General features: G+C 60.8%; 19 protein-coding genes, 1 tRNA gene and 1 other RNA gene. 3 read left to right on the top strand and 18 right to left on the bottom strand.

All coding sequences use genetic code 11. The annotated features are described in order from the left end of the window. Window positions 1–127 precede the first annotated feature (127 nt). From GFER_RS13745 to GFER_RS13725, 5 genes are all read right to left on the bottom strand, one after another. On the bottom strand, window positions 128–598 hold the full coding sequence (locus GFER_RS13745) for an RT0821/Lpp0805 family surface protein (RefSeq protein WP_040100315.1): 471 nt from the start codon (window positions 596–598) through the stop codon (window positions 128–130). 107 nt (window positions 599–705) lie between these two features. After that, a complete protein-coding gene (locus GFER_RS13740) occupies window positions 706–1,182 on the bottom strand; it encodes a GNAT family N-acetyltransferase (protein WP_052446425.1) in 477 nt (158 codons plus the stop codon). A 24-nt stretch (window positions 1,183–1,206) separates the two neighbouring features. Further along, complete coding sequence (locus GFER_RS17895; protein ID WP_052446424.1) at window positions 1,207–1,623, bottom strand: VanZ family protein; 417 nt, start codon at window positions 1,621–1,623, stop codon at window positions 1,207–1,209. A gap of 45 nt (window positions 1,624–1,668) precedes the next feature. After that, window positions 1,669–2,346: a general secretion pathway protein GspB gene (locus GFER_RS17890; protein ID WP_052446423.1), complete on the bottom strand. Its 678-nt coding sequence runs from the start codon at window positions 2,344–2,346 to the stop codon at window positions 1,669–1,671. Window positions 2,347–2,352: 6 nt separating this feature from the next. Then, window positions 2,353–3,990: an ExeA family protein gene (locus GFER_RS13725; RefSeq protein ID WP_040100312.1), complete on the bottom strand. Its 1,638-nt coding sequence runs from the start codon at window positions 3,988–3,990 to the stop codon at window positions 2,353–2,355. Window positions 3,991–4,433: 443 nt separating this feature from the next. Between GFER_RS13725 and GFER_RS13720 the strand changes: the two genes are divergently transcribed. From GFER_RS13720 to GFER_RS13710, 3 genes are read left to right on the top strand one after another with little or no spacing between them, the layout of a single operon-like run. After that, the gene (locus GFER_RS13720; RefSeq protein ID WP_040100309.1) at window positions 4,434–5,936 is read left to right on the top strand and encodes a nickel-dependent hydrogenase large subunit; all 1,503 of its coding nucleotides are present in this window, start codon (window positions 4,434–4,436) and stop codon (window positions 5,934–5,936) included. A gap of 19 nt (window positions 5,937–5,955) precedes the next feature. After that, the gene (locus GFER_RS13715; RefSeq protein ID WP_040100305.1) at window positions 5,956–6,867 is read left to right on the top strand and encodes a hydrogenase small subunit; all 912 of its coding nucleotides are present in this window, start codon (window positions 5,956–5,958) and stop codon (window positions 6,865–6,867) included. A 28-nt stretch (window positions 6,868–6,895) separates the two neighbouring features. Beyond that, window positions 6,896–8,614, top strand: a complete 1,719-nt coding sequence (locus GFER_RS13710; RefSeq protein WP_052446422.1) for a methyl-accepting chemotaxis protein — start codon at window positions 6,896–6,898, stop codon at window positions 8,612–8,614. Window positions 8,615–8,633: 19 nt separating this feature from the next. Here GFER_RS13710 and GFER_RS13705 read toward each other — a convergent pair whose 3' ends face one another. From GFER_RS13705 to GFER_RS13650, 13 genes are all read right to left on the bottom strand, one after another. Then, window positions 8,634–9,119 carry a universal stress protein gene (locus GFER_RS13705; protein ID WP_040100304.1) on the bottom strand — a complete coding sequence of 162 codons (486 nt, stop codon included), beginning with the start codon at window positions 9,117–9,119 and terminating at the stop codon, window positions 8,634–8,636. 17 nt (window positions 9,120–9,136) lie between these two features. Continuing rightward, complete coding sequence (locus GFER_RS13700) at window positions 9,137–11,203, bottom strand: TRAP transporter permease (protein ID WP_040100301.1); 2,067 nt, start codon at window positions 11,201–11,203, stop codon at window positions 9,137–9,139. Between the two features lie 81 nt (window positions 11,204–11,284). Next, window positions 11,285–12,283 carry a TAXI family TRAP transporter solute-binding subunit gene (locus GFER_RS13695; RefSeq protein WP_040100299.1) on the bottom strand — a complete coding sequence of 333 codons (999 nt, stop codon included), beginning with the start codon at window positions 12,281–12,283 and terminating at the stop codon, window positions 11,285–11,287. Window positions 12,284–12,491: 208 nt separating this feature from the next. Continuing rightward, window positions 12,492–13,520 (bottom strand): LOG family protein, encoded by a 1,029-nt coding sequence (locus tag GFER_RS13690; protein WP_040100297.1) that lies wholly within the window; start codon window positions 13,518–13,520, stop codon window positions 12,492–12,494. A gap of 81 nt (window positions 13,521–13,601) precedes the next feature. Then, window positions 13,602–13,990: RNase P RNA component class A (gene rnpB, locus GFER_RS17905), an RNA gene on the bottom strand. Window positions 13,991–14,032: 42 nt separating this feature from the next. After that, on the bottom strand, window positions 14,033–14,755 hold the full coding sequence (locus GFER_RS13685) for a zinc ribbon domain-containing protein (RefSeq protein ID WP_040100296.1): 723 nt from the start codon (window positions 14,753–14,755) through the stop codon (window positions 14,033–14,035). A gap of 96 nt (window positions 14,756–14,851) precedes the next feature. Further along, window positions 14,852–15,982, bottom strand: a complete 1,131-nt coding sequence (locus tag GFER_RS13680) for a Nif3-like dinuclear metal center hexameric protein (protein ID WP_040100432.1) — start codon at window positions 15,980–15,982, stop codon at window positions 14,852–14,854. A gap of 112 nt (window positions 15,983–16,094) precedes the next feature. Beyond that, window positions 16,095–16,170, bottom strand: a tRNA-Ile gene (locus GFER_RS13675). Between the two features lie 63 nt (window positions 16,171–16,233). Then, a complete protein-coding gene (gene rpoD / locus GFER_RS13670; protein ID WP_040100294.1) occupies window positions 16,234–17,988 on the bottom strand; it encodes an RNA polymerase sigma factor RpoD in 1,755 nt (584 codons plus the stop codon). Window positions 17,989–18,062: 74 nt separating this feature from the next. Next, window positions 18,063–19,925: a DNA primase gene (gene dnaG / locus GFER_RS13665; RefSeq protein ID WP_040100292.1), complete on the bottom strand. Its 1,863-nt coding sequence runs from the start codon at window positions 19,923–19,925 to the stop codon at window positions 18,063–18,065. Then, window positions 19,922–22,291, bottom strand: coding sequence for an endonuclease MutS2 (locus tag GFER_RS13660; protein ID WP_040100289.1), 2,370 nt, complete (start codon window positions 22,289–22,291; stop codon window positions 19,922–19,924). The genes dnaG and GFER_RS13660 overlap by 4 nt, the downstream gene beginning before the upstream one ends. Window positions 22,292–22,317: 26 nt before the next feature. Further along, entirely contained in the window at window positions 22,318–22,806 is a 489-nt protein-coding gene (locus GFER_RS13655) for a CvpA family protein (protein WP_040100288.1), read from the bottom strand. A 42-nt stretch (window positions 22,807–22,848) separates the two neighbouring features. After that, window positions 22,849–23,295 carry a GatB/YqeY domain-containing protein gene (locus tag GFER_RS13650; RefSeq protein ID WP_040100287.1) on the bottom strand — a complete coding sequence of 149 codons (447 nt, stop codon included), beginning with the start codon at window positions 23,293–23,295 and terminating at the stop codon, window positions 22,849–22,851. Between the last annotated feature and the right edge of the window lie 129 nt (window positions 23,296–23,424).

The following is a 23,424-nucleotide window of genomic DNA, read 5'->3' as shown; positions in this document are numbered from 1 at the left end:
CCTATGAGAGGAAGAAGGAAGCAATATTGGAGATTTATGCAAAAAGCACAAGGGCAAGTATAGCACCCCTCCCGCAGGGCGCAAACGCTCACCCACGACCGCCCGTTTGCCACAGGAGATCCGGGGATCAGCGCACGATCATCCAGCTGCCGTCAGGTTGCCGGCAGGCGGTGCCATAAGCCTGCTGGGGCTGGCCACCGATGGTGACTGTCTGGGCGTATTCCCGGCAATGCTGCCCCTGGGCAGCCTGGTAGGTACGCACGGGTGTAAAGGAACCGGAGTTTCCGCTGTCGGGGTTGTGCCAGGTGCTGGCCTGGTGACTGCGGTTGTATTCCAGAGCCTGTTGGGCGCTACGCTCCATCCACATGCGATCCGCCCGATCGAGGGTGCGGCCGACTTCCTGGCCGATCAGAGCACCGGCGAGGGTACCGACGGCGACGGCGACCAACTGTCCGCGCCCTTTACCGACTTGCGCGCCGAGCAGGCCGCCACCGGCGGCGCCGATAAGCGTGCCGCCGGTTTCCTTGGGACCCGAACCGGTGGCGCAGCCGGACACAGCGAGAACCGCCGTCAAAAGGATCACGAGCATTCTTTTCATGGATGCGACTCCTGTCTCAGGAAGATTTCGGTAAAAAACTCCGAAACTCTTTTGGTATTAGTTTACCACCTGACAACCAGTTTGCGCCGACGCAGCGCCGCAAAGGCTCACATCGGGCCGGCTGCGCGCCGCGCCGCGGGGACCTTGCGCGCGGCAAGCGGCTTAACCATGGCGCTTGCGCCACGCGCTGCAAGCTCGGTGAACAAGGGAGCTGCGCGCACGCTCTCGGGCACCTCGGCCGTGGGCAGATGCGTATAACCCCGCGCCGCAAAAAAATCCGCGGCTTTTTCCGTGGCCAAATAAAAACTGCGTGCCCCCTGCAGAGCGGCAAACCGCTCGATGCGCACCAGCAACAAAGAGCCAATGCCGCGTTCGCGAAATGCGGGCGCCACCGCCAGGGATCGCAGCAACCCGGTTTCGCCGAACACTTCCATGCCGACGACACCCGCCAACTGTCCCTCGGTGCGGCAAAGCAGCAGATGATTGACTTTGGCGGCATCGAGATCTTCGGCATACAGATCGCATTCAGTCAACAGCCCCTTGATGGAAGGGAGCTGCGGGGGGTGGGCAAAAATAAAAATCATGGCGGCATTACCTCCGGAAAAATTTCATGTTCGCCAGAAACGGCGCTGGAACCAGACACAGAACAGCAGGGCCAGAAAAATCCCCACGGAATTGAGGGCAACATCGGTCCACGAACCAAACCTGCCGGGTACGGTGGTTTGATGCCATTCGTCGAGAATACCGTAGGTGAATGCGATGAACGCCGCCAGCATGAGCCGCTTGCGTCCGGCCACTCCCAGTGCCGCCAGGGCGCCGAACCACAGAAAGGCCAATAAGCCGTACAGGGGGATATGCAGAAAGTTCTGCAAGGTCGGTGGCATCCAGCCCAAGGCGCTCTTTTCCGGCGCGGCGAGGTCAAAGGATATGGAAGAAAGACCGAAAATTGCCAGCATCAACAACAGCGGTAAAGCCACGGCAATGCGGCGCTGTGCGGGAGAAAAGCGGTGACGGACCTGAGGCATGGGAAAAATTCCTGGGAAATGGCCACTTGGTTTGGCCGGGGGAGATCAGTAACGCTTGACGGTGAAAAGCAGACCCTGGTAGCCAAAAACCGCACCGTCCGATGTGATCTCTTCCAGCACTAGCCCCTCGCTTAGGGCTTGTCCCTCGCGCAGGATGAGACCGTTGAGGCGCACCAGGCGCTGCGCTGGATCTGCGGTGTAATAGTGCAGGGAAAAAGTGAAATCCGGCAAGCCGGACCGCAGAGAGGCGGACAGATCTTCAAGCTTGGGCGCGCGGTCCGGCGACACCGGCGATTGCCGCGGCGTGAGTTCGGGCAGCGAATCAACCGGCATGGGTGCAACTGCCACGAGCTCGGCGGACGGCGCCGGGGTCGCGACAGGCGGCGACTCCGGCACGGCCTGAGGTGAGGGTACGACAGCGATCTGCGGCGGCACAAGGCTTGGCGGCACCTCGGCCAAAGTCCCCGAGATCTCGGCAGGCGCAGCGGTTTCGGTGGCCGGCACGGCGACTTGCAGATCCTCAACGACAGGTTGCCAGGGCCGCAGCCACCAGATCAGCAAGGCGGCATTGAGCAGCAAAGCGACGCTCAATACCAGCAATAACGGTGAGGCCTTGCGCCGCGAGCGCACGGACGGCGCAAAGTGTTCGGTCCGCAAATCGGGAGCCATCCCCGCGGGGCGGTTCTTGTCGGATTTGCGCAAGGCGTCAAGAATGAAAGACATGAGCTGTCAACTCCCGGCCGCGCGCAGGCGCGGTTCGGCACTGCCCAGGGCATTACCGAGCTGAATCAGGGTCTTGCTGCCGACAATGCCGTCGGGTTGCAACCCCCGCGAAAGCTGGAAGCGGCGCACCTCCTGCACCAGTTGCGCATCGTAATCAGCTCTGGTGCGCGGCTCCCCGGGTCGCCCGTCGACCTCGGCGAGACGCTGAGAAAGCCACAGAACGAAGGGGTCGCGCGCTCCCGGGCGCAAATTGCCAGAATACCCCGGCGGTTCGCGGAACAACAGAGTAAATTCGCCAAGCCAGCGCGCCTCGATCTCGCTGCTTCGAACCTGGCGCATCTCGCCGCCCACCAAAATTGCCGCAGTGCTACCCTCCAGAGCGACCAACGCGACGGAATAGGGTCCCTCGCCATCGTGCAAGGTCAGCAGTGCCGGACGGTCGAGCATCTCAAGAGTGCGCAAGCTGCCGCGATCCCGCAGGCATTGCAACCCCAGGCCGTTAACGAAATCGCAGATATCGACTCCGGCGGGCAAAGGCTGAGTGAAATCCCATAATTCCAACAATCCTTGCAGCGCCAGCCCCTCGCCTTCTTCGCGAGACACTGCCGCCGGCCAGGACAGATCGTCGGCGGCCTCAAGATTGCTCTCGGTGCCGTGCGCAGGCTCATCCACGACCGCTGTGGAAGAAATCTGCGAAGCAAGAGCACGCACGCTCTCACTGGCGGGGTCACGAAAGAAATAACCCGCCGCGATACCCATGAGGACCACCAGTGCCAAGGTCGCCGCGACCCCAGCCCAACGCAGGCCAGGGCGCGCAACCGGGGCCTCGCCGAAAACCTCCTGGGCGGCTTGGCGCAGGATGGCGGGTGAAACGCGCCGCTGCTCCCCTGCAAAGACGCCGAGCAGGGCACGATCGCACAACAGATTGACCAGACGCGGCACCCCGCCGCTCAGTCGGTACAGGCGCCGCAGCACGGCGCGCGGAAACAGATCCTCACCGGCGGCGCGGGACAGACCGGCGACCTGAAGCCGATGGTAGACATAGGAATTCATCTCGTCGCGCGCCAGGGGGCGCAGATGATAGCGCGCGGTAATGCGCTGCGAAAATTGGCGCAGTTCCGGGCGCGCCAGCATATCGCGAAATTCGGGCTGGCCGAGGAGGATGATCTGCAGCAGTTTTTCCCGATTGGTTTCCAGATTGGTGAGCAAGCGCAGTTGCTCCAAAACCGAGGCGCCCAGATTCTGCGCCTCATCAATGATCACCACCGTACGCCGGCCGGCGGCATGGGCCTCCAAAAGATAGGCGTTGATGCGGTCGACAAAGACCTTGACGCTCTGATTGCCCTCAGGATAACCGATGCCCAGTTCATCACAGATGGTCGCCAGCAGTTCGCGGCTGGTGACCTTGGGATTGAGCACAAAGGCCACCTCGCAGTCGTCGGGCAGTTGTTCGAGCAAACAGCGACACACCGTGGTCTTGCCCGTGCCGACCTCACCGGTGAGCAGCACGAAACCACCCTCGCCGCGCAAGCCGTAGAGCAGATGCGCCAGCGCTTCGCGGTGATGTTCACTCATGAACAGATAGCGGGGATCGGGCGCGATGGAGAAGGGAGGTTCGTGCAGTCCGAAATAATCGTTGTACATGGGTCTCACTGAAAAAGCGATGGCGACTTGAAAGCTTAGACGAACATGTTAGGGGAGGCGACGAAACAAAGTCAAGAAAGGAACAGCGTCGCCACCCCTCCTCGGCCGGCAATAACCGGAATACGGTTATTTGACAGAGAAGCAACAGTGTTTTGACAAAATTCGAAAAAACACCGGCAAGGTGCTGCGAACTGCATAAAAAAAATTCCACCCGTTTCGGCTTAAATATCAACCAATTTTAAAAATACAAAAAAACTTATTTTAAAGATTTCAAACCATTGGCGCCACCCTTGCTTTGTATACGGAATCGTGTCGGCGCAAACCGGCAGAATCAGAGGGGATGCGAACGGATATCTGTAAACTTTTTTATTCGCCGCTCCGCGTCAAGATTCCATCACTCAGCTGCCAACCCATCATTCATACCCTGTAAACAGGAGGGTCCATTGGCCAAAATCGTTCTCGATCCCCTCACCCGCATTGAAGGACATCTGCGTATCGAAACACGTATTGCCGGCGGTCAGGTGGCCGAGGCCTGGAGTAAGGGCGAAATGTTTCGCGGCTTTGAAGCGCTCCTGCAAGGCCGCGACCCCTTGGATGCGCCGGTCATAACCCAGCGCATTTGCGGGGTGTGCCCCATCAGCCATGCCATTTCCTCCTGCAAAGCCATCGAGTCTGCCTGCGGTCTGAGGGTACCTGCCAACGGCCTTTACCTGCGCAACCTGATTCTCGGCGCCAATTACCTGCAAAGCCACATTCTGCACTTTTACCACCTCAGCGCCCTGGATTTCGTCAAGGTGGAGGCTCTGCTCGGCTACACGGGACGCGATCCGGTGCTTGTGGATCTGAAAAACTGGGCGGAAAGCGAAATCAGGACCAACCGAGTTCTGCCGGTAGCCCCGTTTCTGCCGAAACTTCCCGGCGACTACGCCGCAGACCCGCAGTGGAACCTCGGTGCTCTGGCCAACTATGTCGAAGCGCTGGAGATTCGCCAGGAAGCCCACCGCATGGCCGCGCTGCTCGGCGGGAAAATGCCGCACGCCGCAACTCTGGTGCCGGGAGGCGTCACCTGCGTTGCGGACGCGGCCGTGCTGGAGGATTTCCGCGCGCGCCTGCGCCGTGTGCGACGTTTTATTGAACGCTGCTACATCCCCGACGTTCTACAGGCTGCGCGTCTTTACCCAAGCTACGCCGACATCGGGCGGGGGCCGGCACGCTTTCTCTCCTACGGCGTCTTCGATGAAGGCGCCAGCACCTGGATGCCCGCCGGAACGGTCAACGGCAAGGGGCACGAGCCACTGAACCTCGCGCTTATTCACGAAGACACCACCAGCGGTTTTTATCGCGGCAATCATAAAAGCCATCCCAAGGACGCCGCCGCCCCTATTCCCCAACCCGACAAACCCCGCGCCTATTCCTGGCTCAAAGCGCCGCGCTACAACGGCCTGAGTTACGAAGTCGGCCCCCTGGCGCGCCTGGTGGTTGCCGCCGCTGCCGGCGAGCGCTCCATCAGCCAAAGCCTCTCCGCACTCCTTCGCGAGACGGGGCTGCGCGAAGAGCAGTTGCCCAGCACCCTGGGACGTCACGCGGCCAGGGCCCTGGAAGCCCAGCTCCTCGCCGCGCGCATGGAGCAGTGGCTGGACGCGATGCAACCAGGCGCCCCGGCCATCGTGCCGTACAAAAACCGCGACGCGGGCTCGGGCGTCGGACTGGTCGAGGCACCGCGCGGCGCCCTGGGCCATTGGATCACCCTGAAAGCAGGGCGCATCGGCAGTTACCAGTGCGTAGTCCCCAGCACCTGGAATTTTTCACCCCGCGACGCCGAGCAGAATCCGGGGCCGGTGGAGAGCGCCCTGGTCGGCACCCCGGTGAACGAGGCGTACCAAGGCCTGGAGGTGGCGCGGGTGGTGCGCGCGTTTGATCCCTGCATCGCCTGCGCGGTGCATTAAACCCGGAAGGACTCTTGTCATGAAGATCACGCGCAGAACCTTTCTCAAGGACGCCGGTCTGTTGGTGGCCGCCATGGGTCTGGAACCCACCTTGTTGCCCAAAATGGCCGATGCTCTGGAGGAGATGGCCTACGGGCGCGCGCCCATTCTCTGGTTGCAGGGCCTGTCGTGTTCCGGATGTTCGGTGAGCCTGCTGAATTCGGAAAGTCCGGGCCCGGCGGATCTCCTCACGCGCTACCTTTCCTTGTATTTTCACCAGACTCTTTCGGCAGCCACCGGACCTTCGGCGGTGGCTGCGGTGGAAAAAGCCATCGCCAAGGGCGGCTATATTCTCGTGGTCGAAGGCGCGGTTCCTCTCGGCATCAAAGAGGCCTGCAAATTCGCTGACGAAAATTTCGCCGACCAATTGGTGCGCGCGGCGCGTTCTGCTCAAGCCATCGTCTGCACCGGCACCTGCTCGGCCTACGGTGGCGTGCCCGCCGCTCCGCCCAATCTCACCGGCGCCACCGGGGTAAGTATCGCGCTGAACAAAGCCGGCTTGAGCCGCCCCCTGATCAACCTGCCGGGCTGCCCCGCACATCCTGCCTGGATCGTCGGTACGCTGATGCAGGTGCTCAAGGTCGGCCTGCCGGAATTGGACGCCCTGCAGCGACCTACGCATTTTTACGGCCATCTTCTGCATGAGCAATGTCCGCTCTTCGCCCTGTACCAGAAAAAGCATTTCGCCGAAAACCTGGGCGAGGACGGCTGTCTTTTCAAAATGGGCTGTCAGGGTGTCATCACCCAGGCGGACTGCTCGCTGCGCGGCTGGAACGGCGGGGTGAACTGGTGCATTCGCGGACGCAGCAACTGCATCGGGTGCGCGCGCCCGGAATTCGCCCTCGACCCCCAATTCCCCTTTTTCCGTCTCAACGAGGACAATCTTTTTTGACGCCGGACTGCTTTCGGGAGATTGAACCATGCGCATAAACATTCAGTGGAGGGTGGGCGGACTTCTGGCCCTGGTGCTGGTGATCGCTTTCGGCGCAAGCACATTCGTTGGCGGCGCGCAAATGCGAAACCTGCAGCAAACCATCTCGGATCAGGCCCTTGGCGCCCTGAACAAAGCAGGCCGGGACCGGGCCCGCAACGTCTTCGACAGCTTTGAGACCGGAGCGGCCGGATCCATCGAACGCGGCGAAATGGATATTTTTCGCGAGCTGATTCAGGATCTCGGCGCGATTAGCGGCGTCGAGGAGATCGGCTTGACCGACCCCCAGGGCCTCATTGTTTACACCAACCGCCCTGAAAACCTGCAGAGATCCTTAAGTCCCGAAGACTTTGCCGAAGCCGTCGCTTCCGGATACGAATTGCTGCAGAAAGAACAGGGGGACTCGCTTTTTCTCGCCCGCAGTCACTATCTCAGCGCCGACTGCCTGCGTTGTCACTTTGATGCAAAACTCAATGATTTATCCGGAGTGCTGTACCTGCGCTACAGTATGCAGGACATTCATAAAGCCGCCGCACTGATGGCCGCGACTGCCGATCAGGCGGCCACCGGCAGCATTCGCACGGGGCTGGCCACGGGCATAGGGGGACTGCTTACGGCACTGGTTTGCATTTATGTGCTGCTGGGCCGGTTGGTGAAAATCCCGGTCTTGCGCCTGCGCGAAATGATGCAGGCACTGGCCGAAGGCCGCCTGGTGCAGCGGCTCAACATGAAGCGCCAGGACGAGATCGGCGACACCGCCCGCGCCATGGACGCATTGGCGGACAGTTTGCGCAATGAGGTCGTAGATACTCTCGCGCGCCTTGCCGAAGGCGACCTGACGCGCAGCGTACAGCCACGGGACCAGGACGATATCGTGCGCGGCGCTTTACAGAAACTTTCCGAGGATCTGCGCGGCACGATCTCACAGATTCATCAATCCGCCGACCAGATCGCGTCGGGGGCCGGGCAGGTGGCCGCTTCCAGCCAACATCTCTCCAAGGGGGCGACGGATCAGGCGGCATCGCTGGAGGAAATTTCGGCATCCATGAACGAAATCGCCGGACAGACGCGCCAGGGGGCTGAACATGCTTCCGGGGCCAATGACCTGATTCGCGGAATTCAGGAATCCGCAGGTCAAGGGCAGAGGCGCATGGGGGAAATGAGCCAGGCTATGGTCAATATCAATCAGGCGGGTCACAATATCGAAAGAATCATCAAAACCATCGACGAGATCGCCTTCCAGACCAATCTCCTGGCGCTCAATGCGGCGGTGGAGGCAGCGCGCGCCGGTCAGCACGGACGCGGCTTCGCCGTGGTGGCCGAAGAAGTTCGCACCCTTGCCGGGCGCTGCTCCAAAGCAGCGCAGGAAACATCCAATCTCATCGCCGACGCCGTCGCTAAGGCCGAGGCGGGTGCCGAAATCGCGCGCAGCACCGAGGAATCCTTCTCCGCCATTGTCGGCGGCATCAAAAATATCACCAGCATGGTCAGCGAAATCGCTTCAGGCACGCGCGAACAGGCCGAGGGCATCGCCCAGGTCAACCTCGGGCTGGGTCAGGTCGATCAGGTGACGCAACAGAACACCGCCAATGCCGAACAGAGCGCGGCGGCCGCCGAGCAGTTGGCCGGTCAATCGCACAGACTGCGCGAACTCATGGCGCGATTCAAACTGGGTGCCAAAAGCGATTCAGGCAGATTTTTGCCTTAGCAAAGACAAAAAAAGAGGGTTAATCCAGCGGCACCACCAGCACCGGGCGCTTGGCGCGATGCAGAACTTTTTCCGCGACGCTACCGAGGAAGGTGTAGTGCAGGCGCCCCTTGCCGTGGCTGCCGAGCACGATGAGGTCGGCGTTGATCTCATCGGCTTCGGTAAGAATGCGCGCTACGGGATTGCCGTGACGCACGCGGATCTCGTCGATACGCGCCTTGTCCTCAGGATGATCGCCAAGCTCCTCGCGGGCGAAGGCCTCGATGCGCGCCTCAATCTCGGTGCGCACATCGTCTTTGTGACCTAACTCCAGATCGGCCAGGCGATCCTCACCCATGACCGTCGCCACGTAATTGAGCACCGCCGACTCAACCTCGGGCAACACATGCAGGATGCAGATCCGCGCGTCAAAGCTGCGCGCCAGCGCCGCCGCGTGACGAAACGCATGAGCGGCGTTGGGCGAGAGATCGCTGGCATAGAGGATGGTGCGATAACCAGGCAGCATGACGGATTTCCTCCATCTCAGGCCGCAGCCGGTTGCCTACGGGCACGCCATGTCTGCAGGGCGAAGATGCCCGCATACAGCGCCAGGCCGACCAGGTAGCTGAGGTAGTGATTTTCGACACCGACAAAGCCCGCGAAAAAGCCGGGACGAAACATGATGAGTGCGACTCCCAGCAGCAGAATGATCTCATACCAGCGCGTGCGCACGACAAACCATCTTTGCGTCGCCGAGACAAAGGCGAAGGTGCCCACGCAGGTCATGAAGAAGATGTAAAAGGGCAGAAAATAGCCCTCCACCCCGATCAGCAGCATATCCGTATTGAAAATGAACATAAAGGGCAGCACCGCCGTGCGGATGTCGTAGGAAAAGGCCTGAAAGCCCGTGGCAATAGGCTCGGAGCGAGCGATGGCGCTGGCCGCATAGGCCGCCAGACCCACCGGCGGCGTGTCGTCGGCCAGTATGCCGAAATAGAACACGAACAGGTGGGCGGCGATGAGCGGCACCTCAAAGCCCTGCCAGCCGGCGATGGTCACCAGCGCGGGCGCGGTGAGCGTCGCCATGACGATGTAATTGGCGGTGGTGGGCAGCCCCATGCCCAGAATCAGGCTGGCCATGGCGGTGATAAGCAGCATGAGATAGAGGTTGCCGCGACTCAGGGCGTTGATGACGTCGGTGATCAGCCCGCCCAGCCCCAGGGTCACCACCCCGACAATAATGCCCGCAGCCGCCGTGGCCACTGCCACCGCCACCATGTTGCGCCCCCCGGATATAAGCCCGTTAAGAATATCGAAGGCCCCCTGCTTGATGCCATGCAGCGGACTGCCGCCCCAGATGGCCGCTTTGACCGCATGCTGAAACAGCATGATCACCGCCAACACCAGAATGGCCCGAAAGGCGGCCAGGTCGGGGGAATGCCGGGGAATGATCAGCTCATAAAGCAGCACCAGAATCGGCACCAGAAAATAAAAGCCGCTGCGTAAAATATTGAAGAACACCGGCATTTCGGCCTTGGTCAGGCCGCGCATACCCAATTTCGACGCTTCCAGATGGGTGAGGAAAAACAGGGCGAAGTAGCTGGCGAAGGCGGGAATGGCCGCCGCCTTGACCACTTCGAGATAAGTGATGTTGACGTACTCGGCGATGATGAAGGCCGCCGCGCCCATGATGGGCGGCATGAGCTGGCCGTTGGTGGACACCGCCACCTCGATGGCGGCTGCCTTCTTCGCCGGATAGCCGACTTTTTTCATCAGCGGAATGGTGAAGGTGCCCGTGGTCACCACGTTGGCGATGGAGGAACCCGACACCATGCCCGTCATGCCGCTGGCCAGAACCGCCGCCTTGGCCGGACCGCCCTTGTAGCGCCCGAGCAGGCTCATGGCCAGATCGATGAAGAATTTGCCGGCGCCCGCCTTGTCGAGCAGCGCGCCGAAGAGCACGAAGAGAAATACGATACGCGCCGACACCCCCAGGGGAATGCCGAAAATGCCCTCCGTCGTCAGAGATATCTGACTGACATAGCGTGCCAGGCTCACCCCCTTGAACGCCACGAAATCCGGCATATACGGGCCGAAGAAGGCGTAGATGGTAAAAACTCCGGCAATGAAGGGCAACGCCGGGCCGATCACCCGGCGCGCGGCGTCAAGCAGCACCACCACCAGAAAGATCCCCACCGTCATGTCCAGGGTGCTGGGGCGCCCCACGCGACCGGCGATACCTTCGTAATCCAGCACGATATACAAAGCGGCCAAGGCGGCAAGTAGCGCCAGAATCATGTCGGGAATGGGGATTTTGTGCTTTTCCCCGAGCCAGCTCAGGCCGGGCAGACGCACATTGCCCTTGAGGGTGGGATAGGAGAGAAAAACGATGACCAGGGCAAAGGCCAGGTGAATGGCGCGAATGTAGGTGGTATCGAGGAGCAGCCAGCTGGCGATGGAGAGCTGAAACAAAGACCAACACAGGGCGATGAGCGGCACCAGATAGAGCTGCCAGCCCTGGGGACGTCGCAGACCGAGTTCCTCCTCTTCCTTGATCCGCTGCGCGGCTTTGGCGCCTTCGCCGCTCGGTGTCCCAGCATCCTTGGCCATCAATGACCCTCCGCAAACAGCAGCCCGCAACCGATGAAAAGCCGGGGGCGCCAAGCGACGCCCCCGATTCGGGCTCAAAGCTTAGAGCAGACCTTTTTCCTTAAAGTAACGCTCGGCACCCGGATGCAGGGGCGCGGACAGACCCTCGAGCATATTCTGCGGCGTCAGAACCGCCAGGGCGGGATGCAGATCCTTAAGGGCATCAAGGTTCTCAAACACCACGCGGGTGATGGTGTAGATGACATCCTCGGGCACATCGGCCGAGGTGCAGATGGTTGCCTTGACGCCAAAAGTTGGGACGGGTTCGGTGTTCACGACGCCGGGATAGGGCGCGATGGGGATTTGCGCCGGAGCATAGTAGGGCTGCTCGGCAACCAGCTTTTCGATCAGCTCGGCGTCGACGGGCACGAAGCGTACCTTGCGCGCACCGGCCACCGCCTCCTGCACCGAACCGTTGGGGTGACCGACGGTATAGAAAAATGCATCGATGCGCCCATCCTGCAGCATGCTCGCCGATTCGGCGGGGCGAATGCCCTCGGCGCGCAGATCGCGTGAGGGGTCCAGGCCGGCGGCGGCGAACAGATCCAGGGCGTTGACCCGCTGACCGGTGCCGGGCGCACCGATGTTGACAGTTTTGCCGGCCAGATCGGCGACGCGGTGGATGTTGGACGCCTCGGCAGAGAGAATGGTGACTGCCTCGGGATGCAGAGCGAACATGGAGCGCAGTTTTTCCTGGGGCCGCCCTTCCCACTCACCCTGGCCGCGATAGGCCTGGTGCTGGAGGTCGGACTGCACCACGCCCAGTTCGATATCACCGTTCATCAGGGCGTTGACATTGAACACCGAGCCACCCGTGGACTCCACCGTGGTGCGCAGATTGAACTCGGCACGCCGCTCGTTGATCAGCCGGCTGATGGCCCCGCCTACGGGATAGTAGACGCCGGTCACGCCGCCGGTGCCAATCGTGACAAAGCGCATGGCGCCCGGCCTTGTGGTTTCCGCGGTTTCATCCCCATCCTGCTTCTTCTCGCAGCCGACCAGCAGCGACAGGCAAAGCAGCGCAATCAGAACTTTTTTCATCGTCTCCATCCTCCTTGAGAGTCCACCCTGAGTTCCCACCGACACCGGCCCAAAAACACAGGTTTTCCGAGCGGGAACGGCAAAGACACCGTATACGCGACCGATTGGGTAAAGTTAGCAAAAGAGTAAGGACTGTCAAGCGAGCGGGCAAAAGGGAGAAAGCAAAAAAAGGGGGGGGGCCGCCCCAAGCACGGGGCGGCCGGGTGAATCAGAAACTGTTGATGCGACGGATGAAGGCCATGAGCAGGCCGAAATTGCGCCGGTTGAATTTCAGAATCAGGCGCGGAAGATCCAGCAGATCGGGCTGGTCGCGCTCCACGGGAAAGGCGCCGTCCTGTGTGATGTGCGTACCTTCAACCAGGATTTGGCGAAACTCGTTCTCGAGAATTTCAACCTGCTCGGGCAAAATCGGCCTGTTCAGGCGGATGACCAGAGTTTCCCCGACGAAGCGGCTCGAATGGTAGACCTGATAAAACTCATCGATCAACGCCACCGCCTCCTGGGGATCGCGGGTGATGGTAAACAGACCAAAATCCTCCCCACTGATGAGCCCTTTTTTGAGGAGGGTCTTCTTCATGAAATCAAACCAGATCTCCCAGTAACCCCCTTCGTCGTCATCGATGAGCACCAGGGGGATGGGCGGATTTTTGCCGGTCTGGATCAGCGTCAGCGTCTCCATGGCCTCATCGAGGGTGCCGAAACCGCCGGGAAACAGGGCAACGGCATGGGCCTCTTTGAGAAAGGCCACCTTGCGATTGAAGAAATATTTGTAGGTCAGGACTTTGTCGTCCTGGGACATGACAGGGTTGGTTTCCTGCTCGAAGGGCAGACGGATATTGACCGCGAAAGAATTATTCGCACCGGCGCCTTCGTTGCCGGCCTGCATGATACCGCCGCCGCCGCCGGTGATGGCCATGTAGCCGCGCTCGGCCAGCATTCGAGAGAAAGTCACGCACTTCTGGTAGATGGGGTCGGACGCCTCAGTGCGCGCCGAGCCGAAAATGGTCACTTTGCGCCGCTGGCGATAGGGTGCGAAAATCTTGGTCGTGTAGCGCATCTCCTTCATGGTGGTGCGCATGAGCTTGAGATCCGCGGGGTAATCGATGTCCTGGCCGGCTTTGAGCGCACTCAGAATCATCTCGCGCACCAGCGGGGGGTGATGGACGTCAACCCTGGCCATGAGTTCATCGATCAGATCGTCAATGGGGCCGTTGCTGCGGTTGAATCGCAATTCCATGATCAATTCTCCAAGAAGCTCTACGCATCCGCGCCACATCTGTCATTAAAACCTGGATCCGTGAGATCCAGGTAAAAGGATGGCCGAAGAAGGCCATAAGCCGGGTTCTGTTCCTCGCGGCGGTTACCCCCCGCGGGGTGATGATCATTCCTCTAGGACCGCCGTTGCCGACGGTCTCAAGCAGCCTGACCCGGGAGCCTCGGACGGACCGCCCTCAAACGCTCCTCTATTCGGCCTTGCTCCGGATGGGGTTTACCGAGCTGCCGATGTCGCCATCGGCACTGGTGAGCTCTTACCTCACCCTTTCACCCTTACCCGCCTTCGTCAAAGACTTCGGCGGGCGGTCTACTCTCTGTGGCACTTTCCCTGGGGTTGCCCCCGGTTCCCGTTAGGAACCATCCTGTCCTGCGGAGCCCGGACTTTCCTCCCGCTCGTCCTGATGACGAGCCGGCGACCACCTGTCCTTCTCCGACCATCCTCAAAAAAACTTTTCCTGCCGCAGCGGCGCGTGCTTATTCGCCGGCGAGAAATATCAGGCGATTGCAATGCGGGCAGGTCATGACTTCTTCCTGACGAAACAAGCTGTTGTACACCTGGGGCGGCAGTTGCATGTTGCAACCCTGGCAGGCTCCCTGGCGCGCCTCGACCACGGCCGTGCCGCCGCGCCGCTTCATCAGGAGCTGATAGCGCTTGCGCGTCGTCAAGGGGATTTGCGCGAGAAACTCGCTGCGCTCTTTCTCGCTGGTCGCCAGAGTATTGTCCATCTCGGCCAGGCTCGTCTCGATTTCACGGCGCCGCGCAGCCACTTGTTCTTCCTGTCCGGCGAGGTCTCGATCTTTTTCCTGTTTCTCCTGGTCAAGAGCGCCGATTTCCTCATCCTTGCCCTTGATGCGCTCTTCGATGTCCCGATTCATTTTCTTGGCCGTATCGACCTCTTTGAGAACCGCGACATATTCTTTCTGGGTTTTAATGGAGGGCAGGCGACTTTCCGCCCGCACGACGTTATCGCGCTCCTGACTCAGAGCCTGCTCCAGTTCCCGACGTTCGGCCCGCAGACCTTCCAGATTCTCCTGCAAACCGGAAACCATGGCGCCAATCCGCTCAACCTCCGCGTCAAGAGTGCCAAGCTCCTGCTGCATCTGCTGCCGATCATGGCTGATACTTGCAACCACTGAATCAATGTCCTGAAGCTGCTTGAGCAACCGCATCTGTTCCTGAACGTCCGTAGCTTCCATTCCTGTCCTTCCCGTGGTCTTGGGTTGAGCGATACCGCGGTGCTCCAGATGATCCGCGACATCACCGATAAATTTGGCAGAAAGCAAAGGGGGAAATCACAGCATCCGAAACGGATCGATTTCCCCCTTTGCCTGCATTACCTCAGTTGTCCACCCGCGTTCATCGAGTCGCTCCCGCAAACAATCGGCGAGACGCGGCACCACAATCCGCTCAGTGGGAAAATGCCCTGCATCAATCAGCGCGAGCCCCTGAGTCAGGGCACTTTGCGCCTCGTGATATTTGACGTCCCCGGTGACCAGTACGTCCACCCCCTGGCGCGCCGCCTCGCCGATGAGAGAAGCCCCGCTGCCAGAACAAACGGCCACCTTGCTTACCTGGCGCGCACCGTCGCCCACCACCCGCAAGGCTTGACAGCTAAGCGCCACGCGAACCTGCTCGGCAAACGCATCCAGTGCAAGCGGCTGATCCAGACGACCCAGACGGCCCAGCCCGATGTCGATACGACGATTGTGCAGGGCGATCAGATCGTAGGCGACCTCTTCATAGGGATGGGCTTTAATCATGCGCTGGATGGCGCGTTGCAGATATTCACGGGGCACCACCGTTTCCAGGCGCATTTCACGCACGGTTTCGCGCGCACCCCCAGCACTGCCGATAAACGGGTCACTCTGCGCACCGGGCCGAAAGGTACCGCGGCCGAGGGTGCGGAACGAACACTGGTCGTAGTCGCCGATATGCCCGGCCCCGCCCTCGAACAAAGCCGCGGCCACTGCTTCCTCGTAACCGCGGGGCACAAACACCACAAGTTTGAACAACTCGCCGGCGGAGCCCTGAAGCGCCGTCGTCTGCGAAAGACCGAGGGCTTCAGCCAACCAGTCGTTAAGCCCCGCACGGGCGCGATCGAGATTGGTATGGGCACAAAGAACAGCAATCTCGGTGCGGGCCGCAAGCAGCAGGGCACGTCCCACATCATCCGTCGGGGTAAGATTTTTAAGGGGTCGGAAAATCAGGGGATGATGACTGATGAGCAGTTGCGCGTCGGCGGCCGCGGCCTCCTGCATGACCGCATGGGACGGATCGAGAGCAACCAGAACGCGGCGGACCTCGGCGGCGGGGTCACCCACCTGCAAGCCGACGTTGTCCCATTCTTCCGCCAGTGACGGAGGGGCCAGGGCATGAATGAGACCAACAATGTCTTGAACGCGTGGAAATTTCTTTTTTTGCATCCGCTCAATGGCCATGAAAAAAAAAGAGTGCACCACCGCCTCGCGTGTTGCACTCTTCGCAAGCTCAGGCTTGCCCTATGTTTGGATGAGATATGTACTCATGTTTTTCCGGTGGTGGGCCCACCAGGATTCGAACCTGGGACTAACCGGTTATGAGCCGGTGGCTCTAACCGCTGAGCTATAGGCCCGTGAAAGACTCAAGCCTTTAGGCTAAAGGCTAAGACCTCAGGCTGTCAAGGCATTTCTCCACATCAATACTCTACAAAACTCTTGAGGCGCTTGGAGCGGCTCGGATGGCGCAACTTGCGCAGGGCCTTGGCTTCGATCTGCCGGATACGCTCGCGGGTGACGTTGAAATCCTGCCCAACCTCTTCCAGGGTATGGTCGGATTTTTCACCGATGCCGAAACGCATGCGCAAAACCTTTTCCTCCCGTGGGGTGAGGGTCGACAGCACCCGCGAGGTCTGGTCGGAAAGATTGCCCTTGATTACCGCCTCCACCGGAGAAACCACCGCCTTGTCTTCGATGAAATCGCCCAATGAGGAGTCTTCTTCCTCACCGATGGGTGTTTCAAGAGAAATAGGTTCTTTGGCGATTTTGAGCACCCGCCGCACTTTTTCCAGGGGCAGCTCCATGCGCTCAGCGATTTCTTCAGGAATCGGTTCGCGCCCCATTTCCTGCACCAACTGACGGCTGGTGCGAATGAGTTTGTTGATGGTTTCGATCATGTGCACTGGAATGCGGATGGTGCGTGCCTGATCGGCGATGGCACGGGTAATGGCCTGGCGAATCCACCAGGTGGCATAAGTGGAAAATTTGTAACCGCGCTGGTATTCGAATTTGTCAACCGCCTTCATCAGGCCGATGTTGCCTTCCTGAATCAAGTCGAGAAATTGCAGGCCGCGGTTGGTGTATTTTTTGGCGATGGACACCACCAGGCGCAGGTTGGCCTCGACCAGTTCGGTCTTGGCCAGCTTGGCGCGAAACTCGCCTTTCTGCACATCCTTGAGGGCCTCGAGCAATTCTTCGGGGGCAAAACCCGACTCTTCCTCGACTTTTTTGAATTTGCGTTGGGCGCCCTTAAGCCGCTTTTCCACGGCAAGCAGCGTGTCCATGGGTACGGCGAGTTCGCTGGAAACGGCCAAGGCATCCTCGTCGCTTTTGCGCATGCGGCGCAGCAACTTCTTGATGTCCTTGTGAGGTTTTTTGAGTTCCTGCTCGCAAGCAGCAACTTCGACCATGCCCTTTTTCACTTGCGCGGCCAAACCCTTGAGCCGATCGACAATTTTGGCGACCTGGTGGTCCTTGAGTCGGATCTGCCGCAGAAGTTCAAAGATTTCGTTTTTGACTTTGCGCGCCGCCTGTTCCAGTTCCTTTTTTTCTTCACGCGGCCCTTCGCCGGCGAGTTTTTCGCGGATTTCCATGAACTGCGTGTCCATCTCGCGAATCCGGGCAACAAGCTCGAGCACCCGATGAACCTGCTTTTCTTCCTGCTCGCTGCCCTCTTCCTCCTCATATTCCTTGGTTATTTCGGCCACGTTGATCTGGCCTTTTTCAAGGCGCTCGCCCAGAGTGATCACTTCCTTGAACGCAATCGGCGTACGCAGGATCACCTTGGTCACCAGGGCCTCACCCTCCTCGATGCGCTTGGCGATTTCCACCTCACCTTCCCGGGTCAACAAACTGACCTGGCCCATCTCCCTGAGATACATGCGCACCGGGTCGGAGGTCCGCCCCAGTTCGGCTTCCAGATCAGGCTCCTCCTCTTCGGCGCTTTCGCTGTCATCGTCTTCGAGACCGCGCTCCTTGGGCAAGGCGATTTTCTGATCGGCATCGACAATCTCAATGTCGAGTTCACCGAACATGCTCATCACATCGTCGATCTGATCCGAAGACACCATGTCGGCGGGCAGCAGATCGTTGACCTCGTCATAGGTCAGAAAGCCTTTTTCGCGGCCCAGGTCGATCAACTGCTGAACTTCATCCATTTTGGTCTTTTTGGACATTTGCTGACTGTCTCCCCTTACGTCCGTGGATTGCTTCTATGTTTAATTCTAACAGGCTGCCAGATGTTTTCTTCTTATTCCGTTTTTGCGTCTTGCAGGCGACGCAGGTCCTGCAGCTCGCGGGTAAAGCGCGCGACGTCCTCGCTCTCGCCGGCGGCCTGGGCTGCGTGAATGCGCTGCATAAGTTCTCGCCGGCGGCGGCGAACATCGCGACTCGCCACATCGGCGCGACACTCGGCAAACAAGCCATCGAGATCGTCACCGAAGAGCTCCGCGGCCGGCAGGCGGATGGACGCCAGCAGATCCGCCTCATCAGGGCCGAGAACCTCGGTCAACGCGGCGCGCGACACCGGCCCCTGGTCTGCGGACACGCTGAGAATCTTTTCCGCCAGCTGCCGCAGCAGCGGCTCGACCAGCAAAGCATCCAGGCCCTCGGCGCGGGCCCGCGCGCGCGCATCGGCGCGATCAAGTAGATAGCGGATCAGCGCCTGCGGCGCCGGCGCGGCCTGGCCGCCTTGGGGCGCGCGTTCACGCGAACGCCGCGCGGGCGCGACAATAAATCTGGACCCGGCCTGTGGCGGCGGCTCCGGCGGCGGAACGCGCTGTTCATCCTGGCCCGATGAGCGAGACGGCGGCCGGGTCTGGTCGGCGCGCCGTTTGAGCATGGCCGGGTCAAGCCCGGTTTGTTGCGCCAACGCTTGGCGATACAGGGTCCGTTCGATCTCCCCCGGGATCAGACTGAGCTTGGCGACCACGGCTTCCGCCCCACGGGCCCGCCCCTCCACCGTATCGCCGTGAGCCGCCAGTGTTTCCTCCAGAAACAGTTCAAACACCGGACGCGCGGCCTCCAACCGCTCACGCAGGGCCGCAGCACCACGCCGCGCTACAAAAGAATCCGGATCTTCCCCGGCCTCCAGGGTCGTGGCGGCCACCGGCAACCCTTCGGGCAGCAGCGCCTCCATGGCGCGAAAAGTGGCTTGACGACCGGCCTTGTCCTGGTCGAAAAGCAGCACCACGCGCTCAGCATAACGCTTGAGCAGGCGGGCATGCTCGGTGGTCAGAGCGGTACCGCAGGTTGCCACCGCCTGGGAAAAGCCGGCCCGATGCAAAGCCAGCACGTCGAAATATCCCTCAACAAGGATCGCCTCGCCACTGCGACGCATGCTTTCACGCGCCGGATAAAGGCCGTAGAGGGTCGCACTCTTGTGGTACACCGGCGACTCAGGCGAGTTGATGTATTTGGGCAGCGCCTGATCGAGAACCCGGCCGCCAAAGGCAGCAATTTCGCCGCGGGCTGAAAAAATGGGGAAAATCAGCCGCGCGCGAAACAAGTCGTAATCACCGCGGCCTTCCTTGCCCGGCCGGGTCAGGCCGACCTCGCGCACCAGTTCGGTGTCGAAACCTTTCTTTGCCAGGTGTGACGCCAGGGCTTCCCAGCCATCCGGGGCATAGCCCAGACGGAAACGCTCGGCACTCTCGCGCCCGTAGCCGCGCTCCTTGAGATAGGCGCGCGCGGCGCGACCGCGGTGATCCTCGGCATCCAGCAGGATCTCATGATAAAAATCGGCGGCCACTTCGTTGATGCGCAGCAACTGGGCGCGGCGTTGACGCGCCAACTCCTGCTCGGGGGTACGCTGCTCTTCAGCAATTTCGATGCCGTAACGTTCGGCCAGGCGCCGCACGGCCTCGGGAAAACTCAGGCCCTCTATGCGCTGCACGAAGGAGATGGCATCGCCGCCTACGCCACAGCCGAAGCAATGGTAGATCTGCCGGGGCGGGTTGACGTTAAAAGACGGAGTCTTTTCGGCATGAAACGGACACAGCCCGACATGGTTGGCTCCCGAACGCTTGAGCGCTACATAGGAGGAGACCACATCGAGAATCTCGGCGCGCTCTTGAACCTCGCGAATTTTGTCGTCCGAAATCCGACCGCTCATGCCCCCCGCAACAGCACAATGGTAACGTTGTCACCGCCGCGCGCAAGTTCCGCGGCGTGAAAAGACTCAACCTCAGCCTGGGCCGCGAGAAACTCGCGCACCGCCCGGCGCAGCGCGCCGCTGCCGGCGCCGTGCACCACCTCGACCTCGCGCATGCCCTGCAGCAGTGCATCATCGAGAAAGCGCTGCAAGCGCGCCAGAGCCTCGTCGACCCGCTCGCCCACCAACTTGAGCCGCGGTTGAAAGGAGGTGCGTTCCACCCGGCTGCGAACACTGCCGACCCCGGTCTTGCGCTTGGCGTAGCGCGGCGGCTGATGCTGCTCGACATCGCTCAAGGGCAGCCGCAGTTTTTTTCCCTGCAATGACAGTTCCACCCCCTCGGCCACCACCCGCACCACCTCGGCCTCGGCGCCCAGGGCCGGAATGCGCAACAGCTCGCCTGCGCGCACCTGGCGCGGCACCCGTTCGGGACGCGGCCTGGCTTCCGCGGCGCGGCCCAGATCTTCACGTACCTGACGCACCTCGCGCGTTAAGCGCGCGGCTTCGGCGGTGCTGCCGGATAAGGCCTGTGCTTCTTTCAGCAAACGCTTGACGCGGGTTTCGGCTTGCCGCACCACCTCGTCGCCACGCCGCAGGGCTTTCTCCAGAATCTCCCGCTTGCGCGCCTCGATCTCTTCCAACAGGCGCCTGCGCTTGTCACGCTCAAGTTGCGCCGCTTCACGCAAGCGCCGCGCCTCGCCGAGATCGGCTTCCAGGCTGTGCGAACGACGATTAAGTTCCTCCAGAACCGCCGACCCCTCGCGCTCTTCGCTCCCCAGATACTCTTGCGCACGCTGCAAAACCGCCTCGTCAAGGCCCAGAGTGCGGGCAATTGTAAAGGCGTTGCTTGCTCCCGGCGCCCCGTAATACAAGCGATAAGTGGGGCGCAGGGTCGCGTGGTCGAAAGTCACGGCGGCATTTTCCACTCCGGGGTTGAGCAGGGCATAGCCTTTCACCAGATTGAGATGAGTGGTGACGACCGTTCTGGCGCCGCGCCTACGCAGAGAATCGAGTACCGCCATGGCCAGCGCGCCCCCCTCGGCCGGGTCGGTGCCGGTGCCCAGTTCGTCGAGCAGCACCAGCGAGTCTCCGTCAGCCTGTTCAAGCACCGCACGAATGCGCAGCAAATGGCCGGAAAAGGTTGAAAGGCTCGCCTCAATGCTCTGTTCGTCGCCGATATCGGCAAAAATTTTGCCGAACAGGTGCAGACTGCTGTCGGGATGGCAGGGAATCGGCAAACCGCAGCGCACCATCAGGGTCAGCAGACCCAGGGTTTTGAGCGCCACCGTTTTACCCCCGGTGTTGGGTCCGCTGATGATCAGCGTATCGCCATCGCCGCCGAACAGAAGATCAACCGGCACCGTCTCCATCTCCCGCGGACGTCCGTCTGCACCGAGCAGCAACAGGGGATGCCGCGCCGCGCGCAGAGCGATGACCGGATTGGGCTCAAGGCGCGGTGCCACCGCCGCCGTGGCGATGGCAAAACGCGCCGCAGCGGCGCACAGATCGAACTGGGCCAGCAGGCGCTGATTGGCGCCCAGAACCTCGGCCAGAATCCGCACTTCTTCGGACAGACGGCGCAGAATGCGCTCTTCTTCGCGCTTTTCCTCACGCAGCAAGGCCTGCAACGCATTGTTGTCAGCGAGGGTCTGCGCCGGCTCGACATAGAGTGTCTGACCGCTGGCCGATTCGTCGTGGACAAATCCCTTGATCTGGCCGCGATGATCGGCCCGCACCGGCACCACGTAGCGACCGTTGCGCTCGGTGATGAGTCGCTCCTGAAAAGCACTCGACAGCCGCTCGTCATTGAGCAGGGCTTCAAGAGCGCGACGGATGCGCTCGCGCGTCAGGCGCACGTTGCGACGCACATCCGCCAGAGAGAAAGAGGCGCCATCGAGAATTTCGCCGCGCGGCCCGATGCTTTCGCGCAGTAACCGGCGCAGGGTTTCGGGCACCTCAAGGCGGCGCGATTTTTCAAAGAGCCGTGGAGCAAGTTCAGCAGCCGCTAGATAACGCCGGCAATCAGCCGCCGCGTCAATGCTCGACAACACATCCAACAATGCTTCCGGCGGGAGAAAAACGCCCTCCAGAGAAAGGCGCTTCAGGTAAGTGCCCAGTTCGCGGGTGCCCCCCAGGGGCGGGCGCCCGCGCTGCTCATGCAGAACCTGCATTTCCGCGGCTTCGGCCAGGCTGCGCGCCACCTCTTCGGTCTGGCCCAGAGGGGCCAGGGCCCGAGCCAGGGCGCTTCCAGGAAGCGTCTGGGTAAATCCGGCGATGAGGCTACGGATCTTCTCGAATTCAAGGATCCGCAGAGTTGCTTCATCCATCGTATCGCCACCTGCGCCGAGCCGCCTCAGCGGTCGGCAAGAAAATCACGTCCGCCGTGAAAGAGGCCCTCACCCAACTCGACGAAAGGCGGAGCAAGTTGCGAGCCGGACATCCCGTTTTCGAGAAATTCCGGCAGAGAGCCGAGACTCAGGGCGAACAGCACCACGGCCAGCAACACCACCGCCTGGCCGAAACCGAAAACGGCGCCCAGCAAACGGTTGAACCCGCCAAGAAATATCAGGTGCACAAATTTCGACAGCAAATACCCCAGGGCCGCAAAAAAAATAACCGACAGCAGAAACAGAGCCAGAAAGGCCGCCGCAACCGCCAACTGGGAAGGCAGGCCGGCGCTGTCGAGAAGCCACTGGGCAAAGGGCGCATGAAAACGAAAAGCCACCAGCGCTCCCACCAGAAGGCCGGCCAATGAACAGATTTCCTTGAGCAGCCCCCGCAGCAGCCCCTTGAGGGTGAAACCGGCAAGAATCACCAGAATGGCAATATCGAGATAATTCATAAACGCCCGCTACACCTTCACTCCAACCAAATTCCAGCTTGCTCAGGCGCCGAGCCGCGCCTTGACCAGCTCGCTGACCAGGCGCCCATCGGCGCGCCCCGTAGTCTCGATGGTGACCAGCTTCATCACCTTGCCCATGTCTCGGGGACTTGCAGCGCCGCTTTCGTTCACGGCCTTGTCGATGATCAGGCGAATTTCCTCTTCGCTCAGCTGTCGAGGAAGAAACTCCTGAATCACCGCCATCTCTTTTTCCTCTTTTTCGGCAAGATCCTCGCGCCCGCTCTGGCGGTAAGCCTCGATGGAATCGCGCCGCTGTTTGGCGAGAGTGGAAAGAACGGCAATCGTCGCCTGATCGTCCAGTTCGCGGCGCTCCTCGATCTCGCGGTTCTTGATGGCGGAACGAATCAGGCGGATAGCACTCAGGCGCAAACTGTCCTTGGCCTTCATCGCCTCTTTCATGGCAGTGTTCAGGTTTTCGCTAAGGCTCATGGCGCATATCCTCGAAACGGAAAAAACGGAAAAGGGGGCGGCCACATCGGCGGCGCCCCACGGAAAAACCCTAATTGTTCAGCATGCACCACACTGGGCGCATCGCTCACGATAAACCTATCTATTCTA

The sequence above is a fragment of the Geoalkalibacter ferrihydriticus DSM 17813 genome, from assembly GCF_000820505.1.
Lineage (GTDB): Bacteria > Desulfobacterota > Desulfuromonadia > Desulfuromonadales > Geoalkalibacteraceae > Geoalkalibacter > Geoalkalibacter ferrihydriticus.
The sequence above is the reverse complement of the archived record's forward strand: the minus strand, read 5'-3'. Positions and strand labels throughout refer to the sequence as shown.

Excerpts from the sequence above, each read along its gene's own strand:
- GFER_RS13700 (WP_040100301.1), bottom strand. The coding sequence starts at position 11,203 with ATGGCCAAGGATGCTGGGACACCGAGCGGCGAAGGCGCCAAAGCCGCG.
- GFER_RS13715 (WP_040100305.1), top strand. The coding sequence starts at position 5,956 with ATGAAGATCACGCGCAGAACCTTTCTCAAGGACGCCGGTCTGTTGGTG.
- GFER_RS13680 (WP_040100432.1), bottom strand. The coding sequence starts at position 15,982 with ATGCAAAAAAAGAAATTTCCACGCGTTCAAGACATTGTTGGTCTCATT.
- GFER_RS13740 (WP_052446425.1), bottom strand. The coding sequence starts at position 1,182 with ATGATTTTTATTTTTGCCCACCCCCCGCAGCTCCCTTCCATCAAGGGG.
- GFER_RS17890 (WP_052446423.1), bottom strand. The coding sequence starts at position 2,346 with ATGTCTTTCATTCTTGACGCCTTGCGCAAATCCGACAAGAACCGCCCC.
- GFER_RS13745 (WP_040100315.1), bottom strand. The coding sequence starts at position 598 with ATGAAAAGAATGCTCGTGATCCTTTTGACGGCGGTTCTCGCTGTGTCC.
- GFER_RS13705 (WP_040100304.1), bottom strand. The coding sequence starts at position 9,119 with ATGCTGCCTGGTTATCGCACCATCCTCTATGCCAGCGATCTCTCGCCC.
- GFER_RS13695 (WP_040100299.1), bottom strand. The coding sequence starts at position 12,283 with ATGAAAAAAGTTCTGATTGCGCTGCTTTGCCTGTCGCTGCTGGTCGGC.
- GFER_RS13660 (WP_040100289.1), bottom strand. The coding sequence starts at position 22,291 with ATGGATGAAGCAACTCTGCGGATCCTTGAATTCGAGAAGATCCGTAGC.
- GFER_RS13725 (WP_040100312.1), bottom strand. The coding sequence starts at position 3,990 with ATGTACAACGATTATTTCGGACTGCACGAACCTCCCTTCTCCATCGCG.
- GFER_RS13685 (WP_040100296.1), bottom strand. The coding sequence starts at position 14,755 with ATGGAAGCTACGGACGTTCAGGAACAGATGCGGTTGCTCAAGCAGCTT.
- GFER_RS17895 (WP_052446424.1), bottom strand. The coding sequence starts at position 1,623 with ATGCCTCAGGTCCGTCACCGCTTTTCTCCCGCACAGCGCCGCATTGCC.
- GFER_RS13655 (WP_040100288.1), bottom strand. The coding sequence starts at position 22,806 with ATGAATTATCTCGATATTGCCATTCTGGTGATTCTTGCCGGTTTCACC.
- rpoD (WP_040100294.1), bottom strand. The coding sequence starts at position 17,988 with ATGTCCAAAAAGACCAAAATGGATGAAGTTCAGCAGTTGATCGACCTG.
- GFER_RS13710 (WP_052446422.1), top strand. The coding sequence starts at position 6,896 with ATGCGCATAAACATTCAGTGGAGGGTGGGCGGACTTCTGGCCCTGGTG.
- GFER_RS13650 (WP_040100287.1), bottom strand. The coding sequence starts at position 23,295 with ATGAGCCTTAGCGAAAACCTGAACACTGCCATGAAAGAGGCGATGAAG.
- GFER_RS13690 (WP_040100297.1), bottom strand. The coding sequence starts at position 13,520 with ATGGAATTGCGATTCAACCGCAGCAACGGCCCCATTGACGATCTGATC.
- dnaG (WP_040100292.1), bottom strand. The coding sequence starts at position 19,925 with ATGAGCGGTCGGATTTCGGACGACAAAATTCGCGAGGTTCAAGAGCGC.